13 protein-coding genes are annotated in these 15,442 nt (G+C 67.4%); 8 read left to right on the top strand and 5 right to left on the bottom strand.

Annotated elements, in window-relative coordinates; translation table 11 throughout:
• Window positions 1–34 precede the first annotated feature (34 nt).
• Entirely contained in the window at window positions 35–2,800 is a 2,766-nt protein-coding gene (locus BTO20_RS26955) for an ATP-binding protein (protein ID WP_087079050.1), read from the bottom strand.
• Window positions 2,801–2,933: 133 nt separating this feature from the next.
• Here BTO20_RS26955 and BTO20_RS26950 point away from each other — a divergent pair, with 133 nt between their 5' ends.
• Both BTO20_RS26950 and upp read left to right on the top strand, forming a co-directional pair.
• Window positions 2,934–3,827, top strand: a complete 894-nt coding sequence (locus BTO20_RS26950; RefSeq protein ID WP_087079049.1) for an RNA polymerase sigma-70 factor — start codon at window positions 2,934–2,936, stop codon at window positions 3,825–3,827.
• 9 nt (window positions 3,828–3,836) lie between these two features.
• Complete coding sequence (gene upp, locus BTO20_RS26945; protein WP_087079048.1) at window positions 3,837–4,460, top strand: uracil phosphoribosyltransferase; 624 nt, start codon at window positions 3,837–3,839, stop codon at window positions 4,458–4,460.
• Window positions 4,461–4,464: 4 nt separating this feature from the next.
• On the opposite strand, the gene BTO20_RS26940 is transcribed toward upp, so the two are convergent.
• Together BTO20_RS26940 and BTO20_RS26935 are read right to left on the bottom strand one after the other, a co-directional pair.
• Window positions 4,465–6,111 carry a phospho-sugar mutase gene (locus BTO20_RS26940; RefSeq protein WP_087079047.1) on the bottom strand — a complete coding sequence of 549 codons (1,647 nt, stop codon included), beginning with the start codon at window positions 6,109–6,111 and terminating at the stop codon, window positions 4,465–4,467.
• Window positions 6,108–6,563 carry a MarR family winged helix-turn-helix transcriptional regulator gene (locus BTO20_RS26935; RefSeq protein ID WP_087079046.1) on the bottom strand — a complete coding sequence of 152 codons (456 nt, stop codon included), beginning with the start codon at window positions 6,561–6,563 and terminating at the stop codon, window positions 6,108–6,110. Before BTO20_RS26935 ends, BTO20_RS26940 begins: the two co-directional genes overlap by 4 nt.
• Before the next feature lie 104 nt (window positions 6,564–6,667).
• Between BTO20_RS26935 and BTO20_RS26930 the strand changes: the two genes are divergently transcribed.
• On the top strand, window positions 6,668–7,768 hold the full coding sequence (locus BTO20_RS26930; protein WP_087079045.1) for an AbrB family transcriptional regulator: 1,101 nt from the start codon (window positions 6,668–6,670) through the stop codon (window positions 7,766–7,768).
• Here BTO20_RS26930 and BTO20_RS26925 read toward each other — a convergent pair.
• Window positions 7,714–8,490, bottom strand: coding sequence for a purine-nucleoside phosphorylase (locus BTO20_RS26925; protein ID WP_087082748.1), 777 nt, complete (start codon window positions 8,488–8,490; stop codon window positions 7,714–7,716). The genes BTO20_RS26930 and BTO20_RS26925 overlap by 55 nt on opposite strands.
• Before the next feature lie 83 nt (window positions 8,491–8,573).
• Here BTO20_RS26925 and BTO20_RS26920 point away from each other — a divergent pair, with 83 nt between their 5' ends.
• The 3 genes from BTO20_RS26920 (at window position 8,574) to BTO20_RS26910 (ending at window position 11,970) form a co-directional block, all read left to right on the top strand.
• Window positions 8,574–9,758 (top strand): M20 family metallopeptidase, encoded by a 1,185-nt coding sequence (locus tag BTO20_RS26920; RefSeq protein ID WP_087082746.1) that lies wholly within the window; start codon window positions 8,574–8,576, stop codon window positions 9,756–9,758.
• Window positions 9,759–9,763: 5 nt separating this feature from the next.
• Window positions 9,764–10,930 carry a M20 family metallopeptidase gene (locus BTO20_RS26915; RefSeq protein ID WP_198344575.1) on the top strand — a complete coding sequence of 389 codons (1,167 nt, stop codon included), beginning with the start codon at window positions 9,764–9,766 and terminating at the stop codon, window positions 10,928–10,930.
• Between the two features lie 98 nt (window positions 10,931–11,028).
• Window positions 11,029–11,970, top strand: coding sequence for a hypothetical protein (locus tag BTO20_RS26910; RefSeq protein ID WP_087079043.1), 942 nt, complete (start codon window positions 11,029–11,031; stop codon window positions 11,968–11,970).
• 14 nt (window positions 11,971–11,984) lie between these two features.
• Here BTO20_RS26910 and BTO20_RS26905 read toward each other — a convergent pair whose 3' ends face one another.
• Window positions 11,985–13,445 (bottom strand): purine-cytosine permease family protein, encoded by a 1,461-nt coding sequence (locus BTO20_RS26905; RefSeq protein ID WP_157680332.1) that lies wholly within the window; start codon window positions 13,443–13,445, stop codon window positions 11,985–11,987.
• Between the two features lie 260 nt (window positions 13,446–13,705).
• On the opposite strand from BTO20_RS26905, the gene BTO20_RS26900 reads away from it, so the two are divergent.
• Window positions 13,706–14,404, top strand: coding sequence for a hypothetical protein (locus tag BTO20_RS26900; RefSeq protein WP_087079041.1), 699 nt, complete (start codon window positions 13,706–13,708; stop codon window positions 14,402–14,404).
• Between the two features lie 73 nt (window positions 14,405–14,477).
• Entirely contained in the window at window positions 14,478–15,392 is a 915-nt protein-coding gene (locus tag BTO20_RS26895) for a PDR/VanB family oxidoreductase (RefSeq protein ID WP_232490865.1), read from the top strand.
• The last annotated feature ends 50 nt before the right edge of the window (window positions 15,393–15,442 follow it).

Below are 15,442 nucleotides of genomic sequence, written 5' to 3'. Positions count from 1 at the left end.
GGCGGACCCTTGACAGTCCGTGGTCCGTGGCTGCTCAATGTGCCCACGAGGTCCCGCGCAGCTGCCTGCGCGAGGTGATGTGAAGCTTCACGAATACTTTTCGCAGGTGCCACTCCACGGTGTGGGTGCTGATGAACAGTTGCGCCCCGATCTCCTGATTGGTCAGGCCGGCGGCGGCCAGTCCGGCGATCTGGGCTTCCTGTGCGGTCAGCCGGTCGCCGCCGGCGACGGATCGGCTCCGGGTCTTCTGCCCGGCGGCCACCAGCTCTCGGCGGGCCCGCTCGGCGAAGGCGTGCGCGCCCATGCGCGTGAACATGGTGTGGGCGGCGCCGAGTTGCGTGCGCGCGTCGGCACGCCGGTTCATGCGGCGCAGCCACTCGCCGTGCCGCAGCCGGGCCCGCGCTTGGTGCACGACGATGCGCGTGCGGTCGAGCCGCTGGATCGCTTCGACGTACAGCTCCTCGGCAAGCTGATCGTCGGCGAGCAGGGCGCGCGATGCCGCGAGTGTGCCCAGCGCCCAATCGGTTCCGCTGGGCAGGGTGCTTTCCTCCAGTTGACGCAGGGCCCGCTTGGCGGCATCGGGTTCGCCGCACCGCGATGCCGATTCGACGAGCTCGCCGAGCGACCAGCCGAACAGGCCGAGGTCTTGGTATTCGCACGCTTCACGCGCGGCGGCGTACGCCTGGTCGTAGTTGCCGAGACCGTTGTGCAGGAGCGCCCTGGCATATGCGGTCAAACCGAGCAGGCGGCCCGCACCGCGCGACGTGGCTCTCTCCGCGGCCGCTTGGATGAAGGGGTTGGCTTCGGTGGGGTGACCGCGCCAGGCGGCCAGGATCAGTGAGTGGTCGGTCATCGATGGGTATCCCGTTGCGGCGCTGATCGAATCGGCTTCTTCGATGAGCATGGCCGCCGCGGCGAATTCGCCGGCCTGGATGTGTGCTCCGGCCCGATAACCGAGGGCCCGGGGCAGGATGGCCAGGGCTGCGGTGTCCCGTGCCAGCTGGACCGATCGCGTCGCGAGCCGATGCCACGCCTCGTCGTCCCAGAGCTCGTGGACGGCCGATTCCTGAGCGATCGGGAATGCCCCACCCGGCCACTGGAGGTGGCAAGGATCCGTGTGCAGCATGGTGTCCAACAGGGCCACAGCGGCACGCAATTCGGTATGCCCTGTGCCGCTGTCGGTCCCGATCCGTCGCGAGATGCCGCTCACCAACAGGTACGCCGGATGAGTCAGTTCGGCCGCGGGCGTCGCGACGGCCCGCGCAGACCGAGCGGTGTCGTGCAACGTGCCCGCCTCACCGAGCCGGCCGGCGTGCATGGCCGCGGTGAGCGCCTCGAGGTAGGTCTCAGCCGCGCCCGGATCGTCTAAATTCTCCAATTGCCGTGCGGCGTCGAGCAGTTCGTGGACCGCAGGACCCTGGAGGTGGCCGCGAGACAGCAACAGCCGGGCCCGCAGCCGTGTGGCGCGGGCCCGGTCCAGATCAGTCAACGGCCCGAGTTCGGCGATGCCGAGCAGATCCTCGGCCTCGGCTGGGGCCGCCGCATCGCACTTGGCGCGCGCTGCTGCCAGGGCCCGGGCACCGCGACGTACGGGATCTCGGGTCAGTGCGGTGGCCCGCTGCAGAAAGGCGGCCGCGGCCGCCACACCTCCGCGCTGTTGTGCACGCTCGGCCGCTGCTTCCAGGTCGGCGGCGACGGTGTCGTCGGGTCCGGTGGTGGCATACGCCGAATGCCAGGCGCGCCGGTCGGGGTCGACGGCGGGGTCGGTGACCTCGGCCAGGACCGCGTGGATCGCACGCCGCTCGGCCAGATCGGCGCAACGGTAGGCCGCCGATCGCACCAGCGGATGGTTGAAGAGCACGCGCCCTGCGAATTCGATCAGGCCGTCGCGTTCGGCCGGAGCCAGGGCGTCCGCAGGGATACCGAGTCGCTGGGCCGCCCGCATCAACAGCAACGGGTCGCCGACGGGATCCGCGGCGGCGGCCAGCAGCAGCCGGCGTGTCGGGCCGGGCATGGCTGCGATGCGCTGCGCGTAGGTCAATTCGATCTGCAGCGGGGGACCGGGGCGACCGGGGTCTCCGAATCCGCCGGCGAGTTCGGCGGCAGTGCGGTTGCGGGCGGACTCCAACAGTCCGAGGGGGAGGCCGCGGGTCTCCGCCACGATCTGGTCGCGGACCCGGCGGTCGAGACGCCCCGGCACGACGGAGTCGAGGAGCTGTCCGGCGTGTTCGGTGCAGAGCCCGGTGATGGCCAGCACGGGGAGTCCCGCCAGCGCGGTGTCGTGGCCTGCGGTGGCCCGGGCGGCGAAGATCACGCCGACCGGTTCGGCGGTGAGCCGGCGCGCGACGAAGGTGAGTGCCTGCAGCGAGGCCCGGTCGATCCACTGTGCATCGTCGACGAGGCAGAGCAGCGGTTGCGTGCCTGCGACCTCCGAAAGCAGGCTCAGCACCGCGAGACCCACCAGAAAGGCGTCCGGCGCCGGCCCGGCGGCCAGGCCGAAGGCGACGCTCACCGCATCGCGTTGGGGCCGGGTCAGGCGGTCGAGCCGGTCGAGCAGCGGCGCGCACAGCTGCTGCAGACCGGCATACGGCAGTTCCATGTCGGATTCCACCCCGGTGACGCGCAGGACGCGCACATCGGGCTTGCGGTTGTGCAGATAGGTCAGCAGCGCGGTCTTGCCGACACCTGCCTCACCGCGCAGCACCAGCACCCGGCCGCGGCCGGATCGGATGTCGGCGAGGAACTCGTCGAGCGCAGCGCATTCGGCGTCGCGACCGTAGAGGCGTCGGGTTCGGCGCATCGATACTCCTCTTTGCGGGTGGGGGTCTTTCAGATAGACCGGGCCGTCCGCTGATCTGTGACAGTGCGATGTGTCACAGCGCGCGCATGGCATCGCCGGTGGCGGGGTTCGTCGGTGTGTTTGACTACCTCTCATGACCGACCTTGCCGACGCCGAGGAGGTCTTCACGAAAGTCCGCCCGCGGCTGTTCGGCCTGGCCTACCGCATGCTGGGCAGTGTCGCCGAGGCCGAGGACGTACTGCAGGACGCCTGGGTGCGCTGGCAGGCCACCGAACGCGACGAGGTGCGTGAGCCGGCCGCATTCTTGACCACCATGGTGACGCGGATGTGCGTCAACGTGCTGCAGTCAGCCCGGGTCCGGCGCGAAACCTACATCGGCCCTTGGCTTCCCGATCCGGTCGACACCAGTGCAGACCCGGCGTTGGGCGCCGAACGCGGCGAGGCTCTTCAGGTCGCGACACTGATGTTGATGGAGAAACTCGCGCCGCCCGAGCGGGCGGCCTACATCCTGCGCGAGGCGTTCGACTACCCGTACGAATTGATCGGCGAGACCATCGCCGTCAGTGACGTCAACGCCCGTCAGTTGGTGAGCCGGGCCCGTAGGCATCTGGTCGCCCGGCGCGGCGAGCCGGCCAGCACCGACGAACAGCGGCGGTTGTTGACGGCGTTCGTGGCCGCGGCGCAGACCGGCGACATGTCGGAGCTGGAGGAGTTGTTGGCCTCCGACGTGGCCAGCTACACCGACGGGAACGGGATGCGCAACGCCGCGCCCATTCCCGTCGTCGGCAGGCAGCGGGTCGCGAAGTTCGTGCTGGCGTTCCGGCGCCGGTTCTGGCGCAACTCCACGGTCACCTGGATCACCGCGAATGGACAGGCCGCCGCGCTGATTTCGCAGGACGGCACCCTGGCGGCGTTTCTGACGGTCGCGGCGTCGGCGGACGGTATCGATGAGCTGTTGTGGGTGCTCAGCCCGAACAAGTTGACGCACATCGCCACTGCGGTCCCTGATCCGGCGCAGAGCGTTTAAGGTCGGCGCATGGACGTACGTGTCGTCGAGCACCCACTGGCCGCTGCCCGGCTGACCACCTTGCGTGACGAGCGCACCGACAACGCGGGCTTCCGCGCGGCGCTACGTGACTTGACGCTCATGCTGGTCTACGAGGCCACCCGCGACGCACCGTGCGAACAGGTCCCGGTGCGCACACCGTTGACCGAGACCACCGGCTCGCGACTGGCCAACCCACCGCTGCTGGTACCCGTGCTCCGTGCCGGTCTTGGCATGGTCGACCAGGCACACGCGCTGATCCCGGAGGCTCAGGTGGGGTTCGTCGGGATGGCCCGCGACGAGACGACACACCAGCCCACACCGTATTTGGCGTCCCTGCCCGACGACCTGAGTGCCCGGTCGGTGTTTGTGCTCGACCCGATGCTGGCCACCGGAGGGTCGATGGTCTACACCCTCGGCCTGCTGCAGGCCCGCAACGCCCACAACATCACGGCGGTATGTGTGGTGTGCGCGCCGGAAGGCATTGCGGCGCTGGAAAAAGCGGCCCCGGGCATCCGTTTGATCACCGCGACCATCGACGACGGGCTCAACGATATTGCCTACATCGTCCCGGGCCTCGGCGACGCGGGGGACCGTCAGTTCGGGCCGCGCTGAGGCGTCAAAACAGTGCGGCGGCCGTGGCGAGTTCGTCGTTGAGCGTGTTCGCCCGGGCCCGTGCCATGGTCAGGTCGTCGGTCGGCGCGCACCGAACCTCGGTGTAGGACTTCAGTTTTGGCTCGGTCCCGGAGGGCCGCACGACAACCCGCACCGTGGTCCGCTCGTCACCGCCGGTGAGGATCAGCGCATCGGTGCGCTGCTCGCCGGGCCGGTGCAGCAGATCCTCGACGCTCACGGGGAAGCCCGCGAGCTCGGCAGGCGGGGTGGTCCGCAGCCGTGACATCGCGGCCTCGGCGTCCTCGACCGGCCGTGATACCGCACCCGTCACGTGCACGCCGTGCCGCAGGGCCAGGCCGTCGAGCGCATCCTGCACGGTGCGACCCTGATCGCGCAGGGCGACCACGAGATCGCAGAACGCGATCGCGGCACTGATGCCGTCCTTGTCACGCACTGCCGCGGGGTCGACGCAATGCCCGATGGCCTCCTCGTATGCGTATGCCAGCGTGGTGCCGGGGCCTCCGGCGCGCGCCAGCCACTTGAATCCGGTCAGCGTCTCGGCGTGGTGGGCTCCGTGCGCGGCGGCGATCTCGGCCAGCATCCGCGATGACACCACGGTGCTGGCCACCACCGTGGCCTCGCTGACCGGGCCGGGTTCGACCTGCGAAAGGATGTAATCGCCCAGCAGCCAACCGGTTTCATCGCCGGACAACATGCGCCAGCCATCGGCGGTGGGGATGCCGACGGCGCACCGGTCGGCATCGGGATCCAGCGCGATCGCCACGTCGGCCGATGCCTTGGCGGCCAGCGTCAGCAGCGCGTCGGTGGCACCCGGCTCCTCGGGGTTCGGAAAGGCCACGGTCGGGAAGTCCGGATCGGGCGCGAACTGGCTCTCCACCACGTAGACATCGTCGAAGCCGGCCATTGCCAGTGCGTCGAGCGCGAATTCGCCGCCCACTCCGTGCAGCGGGGTCAGTGCCACTCGCAGTGAACCGGTGGTGTGGCGCACGTGCGCAGCCCGCTCCAGATAGTGCCGGATCTCCTTGAGGCCTCCGGTCTGCACGGTGGCGCGGGGTATCTCGTCGGCATGGGGTGCGCGGGCGACGGCCGCCTCGATCTCGCGGTCGGTGGGGGAGATGATCTGCATGCCGCCTTTGCCGAACACCTTGTACCCGTTGTCTGCCGGCGGATTGTGCGACGCGGTGATCTGGATACCTGCCGTGGCGCTGCGGTGCCGCACCGCGAACGCCACCACGGGCGTGGGGACGGCGGCGAGCATCAGCAGCACCTGAAACCCCTGGGCAGCAAGGACTTCCGCGGCCGCGAGGGCGAACTCATCGGACCGGTGCCGGGCGTCGCGCCCCACCACCACCTGTGTCTCGCTGGGAATGAATCCGGTGCTGTCATGGGCGAGCTGGTCTTTGAGCACCTGTGCCACCGCCCAGGTGGTCCGCAGTACGACGGCCATGTTCATCGCGTCAGGTCCACCGCGTACCGGTCCCCGCAGCCCGGCTGTGCCGAACGTCAACGGGTTGTTGAACCGCCGCGCGAGCTCATCTGGGTCACATGCGGACAGCTCTGCCGCGGTGTCCGGATCGGGGTCGTGGGTGATCCACGTCTGAGCCACCGCCGAAATCGCCGATTGGGTCATGGGTCAAGTGTGCCTGCTTTTGCATCGGCGTACGCCAGCTTGCGGAGCACCGGGGCGACGAGCGTCAGCAGGCCGAGTTCCAGATCGGTGAGGTGGTCGCGCATCGCGGTATGCAGCCAGGCATCGCGCTCGGCTCGGTCGCTCTGCAGTAGCTCGGCGCCTTGTGCGGTCAGCTCGATGAGTTGGCGCCGGCGGTCGTGTTCGTCGGGACGGCGGATGATCAGCTCACGGTTCACCAGCTCGTTGATGCCGTCGGTCAGGGACTGCACCCGCACGTGCAGCCTGGCGCCCAGCTCGGCGGGGGTGGTGGTCCCGGCGCGGCTGATCTCGCCCAGTAGTTCGAGTTGGCTGAGTGTCAGGCCGTGATCGGGACGGTGCCTGCGCATCTGCCGAGCGACCGCCATCATCGACTCCCGCAGTTCGGTGGCGGTGCTGACCTGTGTTCTGGCCATAACCAAGTTATACCTTGGAAGTTGTCACATGTCATCGGGAATTAGCCAGGTTGCGACCAAGTATTAACAAGTTAATACTTGGTATTATCGGAATCGGAGGTGGCATGCGACGGATGCTGAGCTGGGTCGTTCTCGTGACGCTGACCGTCGCCGTGACCGTTGCCCTCACCGCCATCGGTGTTCCGTCTGCCGGATTGTTCGCCGCGCTGGTGGTAGGGGTCGCGCTGGCGTTGGCCGCGCTGGCCCCGGCCCGATTGCCGCCGCACACCGGCCTGGCAGCGCAGGGTGTGCTCGGCGTCTACATCGGCACCATGGTTCGGCCGGAGGCCGTCGACGCGCTTCGGCCCGACTGGTTGATCGTGTTGGCCATCGCGGTGGCCACGTTGCTGCTCAGCGTCGTCGCAGGCGCGCTGCTGGGCCTGCATCGCGACGTCAGCCCGCTGACCGGTGCGCTGGCACTGGTTGCAGGCGGTGCCTCCGGGCTGGTGGCCATCGCCCGCGAACTCGGCGGCGACGACCGGGTGGTATCGGTGGTGCAGTATCTGCGGGTGGCCCTGGTCACCGCAACGATTCCGGTGATGGTCACCGTGGTCTATCACGCCGATCGGTCGCACCCCGGCTCATCGCCGACGCAAACCCATTCGGCTCCTTGGTATTTGAGCCTGGCCATGCTGGCAGCACTCGTCGTGGTCGGTGCCGCGGGCGGTCGGCTGATCCGCCTGCCTGGCGCGGGTCTGCTCGGGCCGCTGGCGCTGACGATCACGCTTCAGCTCACTGGCCTGTCGTTCGGCCTCACCGTCCCGATGGTGCTGGTGCAGGCCGCCTACATGCTCATCGGCTGGCAGGCCGGGTTGTCCTTCACCCTGGCTTCGGTGCGGGCGATCGGCCGCATCCTGCCGCTGGCGCTCGGGCTGATCGTGATGCTGGGAGCGGCGACCGCAGGCCTTGGCATCGTGCTCGCGAAAGTCACCGGCATCACCGAACTGGAGGGCTACCTCGCGACCAGCCCGGGCGGCGTCTACGCCGTGCTGGCGACCGCCGTGGAGACGGGTTCGAACGTCACCTTCATCATCGCGGTCCAGGTGGTCCGCATGCTGCTCATGCTGTTCGCGGCGCCGCTGATGGCCCGGGCATTGGCCCGGTTCAGCGCTCAGAGACGCGCGATCACAGCGGCCAGCAGGGAGCCCATCCGGGCCGCGGACTGACGGCCGGCCTCCAACACTTCCGCGTGGCTGAGCGGCTGGCCCGTCATACCCGCCGCCAGATTCGTCACCAGCGACACGCCCAGCACCTGAGCGCCTGCGGCCCGGGCGGCGATGGTCTCGTGCACCGTCGACATGCCGACCAGGTCGGCGCCCAGCGTGCGCAGCATCCGGATCTCGGCCGGGGTCTCGTAGTGCGGGCCGGGTAGCGCCGCGTAGACCCCCTCGGCCAGGGTCGGGTCGATCTCGCGGGCAATGTCGCGCAGCCGCGGCGAATAGGCATCGACCAGGTCGACGAACTGCGCCCCGACCAGAGGCGACCGCGCCGTCAAGTTGAGGTGATCGCTGATCAGCACCGGCTGGCCGACCTGGTAGTCCGCGCGCAGACCGCCTGCGGCGTTGGTCAGCACCACGGTGTGCGCCCCGGTCGCCGCAGCGGTGCGTACCGGGTGCACGACGTGCTGCAGGTCGTGCCCCTCATAGGCGTGGATCCGTCCGACGAGCACGAGGACCCGGTGTGCGCCGATGCGTACCGACAGCACCTGCCCGCCGTGCCCGGCCGCGCTGGGCGGAGTGAATCCGGGCAACTCGGCCATAGGCACCACCGCGACCGGGTCACCCAGCTCGGCGACGGCCGGAGCCCACCCGGAACCCAGCACCACCGCGACGTCGTGGCGGTCGACGCCGGTGCGCTCGGCGATGGCTTCTGCGGACGCGAGGAGCAGTTTGGCTTGTGCGGACGCGAGCTCTCCAACGGTCACGGTGGCCGAGCTTAACCGGCGCAAACAGGCAATGCGATACTGCGATGATGCCCACCGCCGCCGCCTCGCTGAGCGTCGAAGACGCCGTCAACCGGCGCCGTGGCGACCTCATCGAGCTGTCCCACTCCATCCACGCGGAGCCTGAGCTGGCGTTCGCCGAGCATCGCAGCTGCGCCAAAACCCAGGCACTGGTGGCCGAGTACGGCTTCGAGATGACCGCCGCGCCCGGTGGCCTCGACACCGCATTCCGGGCGTCTTACGGCAGTGGCCCGCTCGTGGTGGGGATCTGCGCCGAGTACGACGCCCTGCCCGAGATCGGGCATGCGTGTGGGCACAACATCATCGCGGCCTCCGCGGTCGGCACCGCGCTGGCGCTCGCCGAGGTGGCCGACCAGCTCGGCCTCACAGTGGTGCTGCTCGGCACGCCGGCCGAAGAGCTCGGCGGGGGAAAGGTGTTGATGCTGGGCGCCGGAACCTTCGACGACATCGCCGCCACGGTGATGCTGCACCCCGGTCCGGTGGACATCGCCGCGGCCCGCTCGCTGGCGCTCTCAGAGGTGACGGTCGACTACACCGGCCGGGAATCGCACGCCGCGGTGGCGCCGTACATGGGGGTCAACGCCGGTGACGCGGTCACGGTCGCACAGGTGGCGATCGGGCTGCTGCGGCAACAGCTGCTGCCGGGGCAGATGGTGCACGGCATCGTGACCAACGGCGGCCAGGCCACCAACATCATCCCGGGCCATGCCGAACTGCGCTACACCATGCGCGCGACCGACATGACCGCGCTGCACGAGTTGGAAGGCCGGATGGCCGGCTGTTTCTCGGCCGGGTCGATCGCGACCGGCTGCACGCATCAGGTCAGCGAGACCGCACCCGCCTACGCCGAGCTGTTGCCCGACCCGTGGCTTTCGGAGACCGTCCGCGCGGAGATGGTGAGTCTCGGACGTGAGCCGCTGCCGGCCAGCGTGGAAGCCAGTGTGCCGATGGGCAGTACCGACATGGGCAACGTCACCCACGTGATGCCGGGTATACATCCGGTCATCGGCATCGACTCCGGAGGGGCGGCCATCCACCAGCCCGCGTTCACCGCGGCGGCCGCCGGTCCGAGCGCTGACAAGGCCGTGGTGGAGGGGGCAATCATGTTGGCCCGCACCGTGGTTCGGCTGGCCGAGACTCCCGCCGAACGGGATCGGGTGTTGCAGGCCCAGGAAAGGCGGACGGCATCATGACTGCGGTGAACCTCGCCGAGATCGCCGAGGCCTGGCTGGCTGCCCACTATGACGATCTGGTGGCCTGGCGCAGGCATCTGCACGCCCATCCTGAATTGGGCCGCCAGGAGTTCGCCACCACCGAGTTCGTCGCCAAGCACCTCGCCGAGGCCGGGCTCAACCCGAAAGTTCTGCCTGGCGGGACCGGGCTGACCTGTGACTTCGGCCCCGACGACGGTTTGCGGGTCGCGTTGCGCGCCGACATGGACGCGCTGCCGATGGCTGATCGCACCGGGGCGCCGTACGCGTCGACCGTGCCGAACGTCGCGCACGCCTGCGGACACGACGCGCACACGTCGGTGTTGCTGGGCACCGCCCTGGCACTGGCCTCGGCCCCGGAGCTTCCGGTCGGGGTCCGGCTGATCTTCCAGGCCGCAGAGGAACTGATGCCCGGCGGAGCCATCGACGCCGTCTCCGCCGGGGTGCTCAACGGGGTGTCCCGGATCTACGCGTTGCACTGCGACCCGCGGCTGGCGGTGGGCCGCGTCGCCACCAAGCCCGGGCCGATCACCTCGGCGGCGGATTCCATCGAGATCACCCTGCACTCACCGGGTGGGCACACGTCGCGGCCGCACCTGACCGGCGACCTGGTGTACGGCCTGGGCACGCTCATCACCGGGCTGCCCGGAGTGTTGTCGCGCCGCATCGATCCGCGGCACAACACCGTGATGGTCTGGGGTGCGGTCAACGCAGGCGTCGCCGCCAACGCCATACCGCAGATCGGAACGCTGGCCGGCACCATCCGCACCGCGAGCCGCGATACCTGGCTGACGCTGGAATCGATTGTCGAGGAAGTCGTTTCGACCTTGCTCGCGCCGCTCAACATCGACCACAGCCTCAATTACCGGCGCGGCGTGCCGCCGGTGGTCAACGAGGAAATCTCGACGCGCATCCTCACCCACGCGATCGAGGCCGTCGGCCCCGACGTCCTTGCCGACACCCACCAGTCCGGCGGCGGCGAGGACTTCTCCTGGTATCTGGAGGAAGTGCCCGGCGCGATGGGACGGCTCGGCGTGTGGAGCGGGCAAGGACCCCAACTCGACCTGCACCAACCGACCTTCGATCTCGACGAGCGGGCGCTCGGGGTCGGCGTGCGCACCCTGGTCAACATCGTCGCTGCCTCATCCTGCTGACTTGCACCGCGAGCGTGCGTGTCTGTTGCCCGACACGCCGTATGGCGTCAGCACTTTTGCCGCGCTCGCGGTCGCGTCAGCGCTCCTAAGCTGCTGAGGTGACCGATACTCCCGACGAGCTGCTCACCGCGGCGACCGCAGCATTGCGTGAGGCCGCCTCCTTGCGGCAGCGGTTGGCGACGGCACACAGCAAGGCCGAAGCCTCTGCAACGGCAGCCGAAGTGGCCAGGCAACACATCGCCGAAGAGGCCCGCGACGTCCGGAAGCTGAAATCGCTGTCGCTGACCAAGATCCTGGCGCACCTGAATGGTTCGTACGACGACGCTCTCGCCCGAGAAACCGCTCAGCAGCAGGCCGCCGAGTACACATATGCTGCCCGGCAGGCCGCGGCCGACGCAGACCGGAGCGTCGTCGACGCCCTGCAGCGTCAGCTCGCCGCACTCGGTGACGTCGACGAGGCCTACCACCGGGCGCTGGCGGTCAAGGAGAACTGGTTGCAGCGCAACGGCGGCGCAACGTCATTCAAATTGCTCGAATTCGCCCAGCAGCGTGGCCGATTGATCGCCGAACTCAAGGAGATCAGCGAAGCCCAGGCCGCCGGTGAGGCGGCGCTGCGTGAATTGCACGGTGCCGCCGAGCTGCTGAACGACGCGCGATATCTGTCGTCCTACGACAAGGTGGCCAACGGAGAGTTCCTCGGCGCTGCGATCAAGTGGCAGATGCTCGACGATGCGGCGGACCAACTGCGAGCGGCGGACCTCGCACTCAAGACGTTCACCACGGAGCTGGCCGACATCAGGGCCGACGGTCTGCGGCTGGCTGAATTGGACGATTTCACCACGTATTTCGACACCTGGCTCGGCACCATCTTCTCCGATCGGGCTGTGCGTGAACGCATCAGCGAGGCGCATGCCACCGTCGTGTCGACCATCGATGCCACCAACGGTGTCTGGGTCAACCTCGAGGAACGCAGGCTGCGCCTCGCCAACGAGTTCGCACAGCTCAAGGCTCAGCGCGACGCTTTCGTGCTGCGCGCGTGACAAACGCCCGCAGCCTAATTCGTCTTCTCCAGCCGCGACGCCTCCGCGTGGCCGGGAAGCTGCGTTGCCCCGGCATGCGGCGCGAACCAGCGGCGGGCGACGAGGTACACAACGGCTGCCACGATCGCGGACACGAAGTAACTCAGGTCGGCGCCGCCGAGGCTGACACCGATCGGACCGGTGTAGAACTCGTTGGCCATGAACGGCACTGAGACGACGACACCGATGACCAGTGCGGCCAGGCCCGCGACGTTGAACCGCCCGAACGCCCCGGCAGGAGTGTAGAAGTTCGCGAACGGCAACACATTTCGCCCGCCGCGCTGCACCACGTAGTAGTCGACCAGAAGGATCGCAACCCACGGTGTGATGTAGTACGACAGAACATGCAGGAAGAGCAGGAAATTCGCCTGGAACTGGTCCCCACCGAACACCAACGCAATGACGAGACCGACAAGACCGGCGATTGTCACGGTCACCCACTGCGGCAGCTTCACATCACACGTCAGGGTGTTCATGGCGCCGCTGTAGAGGTTCACGGAGTTGTGCGGGATTGCAGACAGTCCGAGCGTGAGAAGCACGACATAGCGCAGCCAGCCCGGTAGCGCGACGCCGAACGCGTCTATCACGTCGCCTCCGGGCATCAGGGTGATGAGCCCCGCCCCGAGGCACATCATCCAGGTGGTGGAGGCGAACAGGCCGGTGGAGGCTGCGGCGAAAATTGATGAGGGCTTGCTGTTTTCGGGCAGATAGCGGGAGTAGTCCGACGCATACGGGGCCCAACTCGCGGTGTAGCCGAACACCGCGGTGAACAGAACCGACCATGCCAGCCAGTAGTCGACACCGGTGACCGTGGCGGTGGTGCCCGGACCACCGCCGTGGACGATGAGGACTATCGAGACCACGGTGAGTACCACGATGCTCACGTTGGTGATGATCTTGCCCAGCGCATGCAGGATCTTGTAACCGAAAATGCCGATCAGAATGCTCACCGCCGCAACGACAACAACGGTCGGGGCATACGGCGCATTCAGGAGGCTGGCCAGGGATTTGGCACCGAGCACCGTACCGACGCTGTAGTAGCCAATGCACATCAGAAGCGTCAGGAACGCGGGAAGAAAGTTTCCGAAGTAGCCGAACGGAGCCCGACCCATCGGTAGCTGGGGCATGCCGAGCCGGGGCCCCATGACCGCGCACAAACCCGTGACGATCGAACCCAGGATGTTGGCGAGAACGATCGCGGAGATGCTGCCGGTCAGGCCGAGGCCCAGTGGGCCGCCGCTGGCGCCCAGATAGATGCCGGCAAGGTAGATCACCGGCGCGAACCGCACTGTGAACTGGTTTCGTGGGTGGCCATAACGCTGGCTTGTCGGGATATGGGCGATGCCGCGCCGTTCGAGCGTCAACGCGCTGTCAGACGTTTCCGTGCGAGGCGGTTGTCCAACGGGTGGAACCGCTTGCGCGTCGCTGTCTTTCATGCAAGTCCTCATTTCGTGGACAGGAAGACTGTGAGGTCCATCACGCTAGGGACGGGGGCGTCCGAAGCACACATGACCAGGAGCCAATCTTCACAGGAGTTGTTTGGCGGAAGGTGCCAACCCCCGCGGGGCGGGTGGTGACGTCGTCGTTTGCGCGCCTGAAGTCGACGAGGGGAGGCGCCGAGCGACCTTGACTGTGACGCGGCTCTCACCATATTATCGATTATCGATAATGAACCCGCGTTGGGAAGGTGTGGCACATGGTCAATGTCAGGAACGTACGGGGTGGGGCGGGCTTGGAACCCATCAAAGAGGAGGTCGACGAGATCCTCGATTCGATCTTTGCCAATGCGAAGCGCACCAGCGAAGAGTTCTTCGAGTCCTTCGCGTTGGACCCTCAGCCGATCATTCTTGCCGAGTGGCTGGCCACCCGGGCATGGCGCGAGATCGACTACGTCTTCCTGCTCAACGAGGAGATCCGTCGGTACGGGTTGGGTTTCGAACGAAAGCACATCACCCTGTTGGCGAAGCAGGCCTTCCAGGAAGCCGAACACTACGAGGCAGTGAGTGGTGCTGTCGAATCACTCGGTGGCACAGCGCCTACGACTGTTCCCGCGGATTCTCAGGCCTGGAGCGAATTCCTTTGGGAGTGCCTCGACCGCCATCCGCTGGCGGCTGTCGCAGCATGGAATGCCTCGGAGACCTCGGCAACCGGAAGCCTTGAACCGACTTTCCTTGCCGGAGAACGCCATGGCTTCGACGAAGTGGTCCGAGTGCACCGCAAGATCGAGATCGACGAGAAATTCCATGTCGGACTCGGACGGCAGATTCTCTCGCGGTACGCGGAAACCGACGACGATCGGAACGAGATTCTGCGTGCGATGCGCGGCATGCGTGACATCGCCGCAAACATGTTCTCGCCAGACTCGGCGACGCGACTGCTCACAAGCCGGCGATAGGTCATCCGCGGCAGCGAGGTTGGTAATGCCATCACAGTCATCGAATATGGCGGCACGCTTAAAGGTTTCGTCGGTGCGACGAGAAGCAGAAGGCGTTCTGGTCCTCGAACTACGAGCAATGGACGGGTCGTCACTTCCGACGTGGACTCCCGGAGCGCACATCGACGTTGAGTTGGCAGCAGGAATCGTCCGCCAGTACTCGTTGTGCGGCGCCGCTGACGACACTGACACCTGGCGGATCGCCGTCCTACGGGAGCCCGCGAGTCGCGGTGGATCGAAGTTCGTCCACGACAGAATCGAACCCGGAGACCTCGTGTCCGTCCGAGGGCCCCGCAACAACTTCACGCTGGTCGATGCGGATCGATACCTGTTCGTGGCGGGGGGAATCGGCATCACGCCCATCCTGCCGATGGTTCGACAGGTCGCGCGCAGTGACAAGCCGTGGACGCTTGTCTACGGCGGCCGAACAGTCAGGTCCATGGCATTCATCGACGAGCTGAGGGACATACCTGCCGGCGATGTGCGCGTGATCCCTGAAGATGAATATGGCCTACTCGATCTCGACTATTTCCTGGGCACGCCTCGATCGGACACTGCCGTCTATTGTTGTGGTCCGGGCTCCCTGATCGACGCAGTCGAAACCCGCTGCGCCACATGGCAGCCTGGCGCGCTACATCTGGAACGCTTCTCGCCGAAGGCGCCGCCGGACGTAACCGACGATGACGGGTTCGATGTGCAACTCGCCCGGTCGGGGAAGCGTCTGCGGGTGCCCGGAGGTCAGACGCTTCTGGAGGTACTCGAAGCAGCCGGCTACGAGATCGACAACTCCTGCCGCGCAGGCATATGTGGCACGTGCGAGTTGGCCGTTGCCGACGGCGTCCCAGAACACCACGACGACGTTCTCAGCGACGCCGAGCGGGAATCGAATCGAGTCATACTGCCGTGTGTTTCCCGGTCGAAGAGTGCCGTGCTGGTCATCGACCTCTGACCGGAACGCCGTCGGTTCGCCGCGCAGGGTTGTCGGCTGACTATCGTCAG

Source organism: Mycobacterium dioxanotrophicus, from assembly GCF_002157835.1.
GTDB classification, from domain to species: domain Bacteria; phylum Actinomycetota; class Actinomycetes; order Mycobacteriales; family Mycobacteriaceae; genus Mycobacterium; species Mycobacterium dioxanotrophicus.
Note: the sequence above shows the minus strand (reverse complement) of the source record. Positions and strands in the feature narration are given on the sequence as shown.

What these genes read in the sequence shown, in the direction of transcription:
- BTO20_RS26955 (WP_087079050.1), bottom strand. Translation starts at nt 2,800, where the DNA reads ATGCGCCGAACCCGACGCCTCTACGGTCGCGACGCCGAATGCGCTGCG.
- BTO20_RS26950 (WP_087079049.1), top strand. Translation starts at nt 2,934, where the DNA reads ATGACCGACCTTGCCGACGCCGAGGAGGTCTTCACGAAAGTCCGCCCG.
- upp (WP_087079048.1), top strand. Translation starts at nt 3,837, where the DNA reads ATGGACGTACGTGTCGTCGAGCACCCACTGGCCGCTGCCCGGCTGACC.
- BTO20_RS26940 (WP_087079047.1), bottom strand. Translation starts at nt 6,111, where the DNA reads ATGACCCAATCGGCGATTTCGGCGGTGGCTCAGACGTGGATCACCCAC.
- BTO20_RS26935 (WP_087079046.1), bottom strand. Translation starts at nt 6,563, where the DNA reads ATGGCCAGAACACAGGTCAGCACCGCCACCGAACTGCGGGAGTCGATG.
- BTO20_RS26930 (WP_087079045.1), top strand. Translation starts at nt 6,668, where the DNA reads ATGCGACGGATGCTGAGCTGGGTCGTTCTCGTGACGCTGACCGTCGCC.
- BTO20_RS26920 (WP_087082746.1), top strand. Translation starts at nt 8,574, where the DNA reads ATGCCCACCGCCGCCGCCTCGCTGAGCGTCGAAGACGCCGTCAACCGG.
- BTO20_RS26905 (WP_157680332.1), bottom strand. Translation starts at nt 13,445, where the DNA reads ATGAAAGACAGCGACGCGCAAGCGGTTCCACCCGTTGGACAACCGCCT.
- BTO20_RS26900 (WP_087079041.1), top strand. Translation starts at nt 13,706, where the DNA reads ATGGTCAATGTCAGGAACGTACGGGGTGGGGCGGGCTTGGAACCCATC.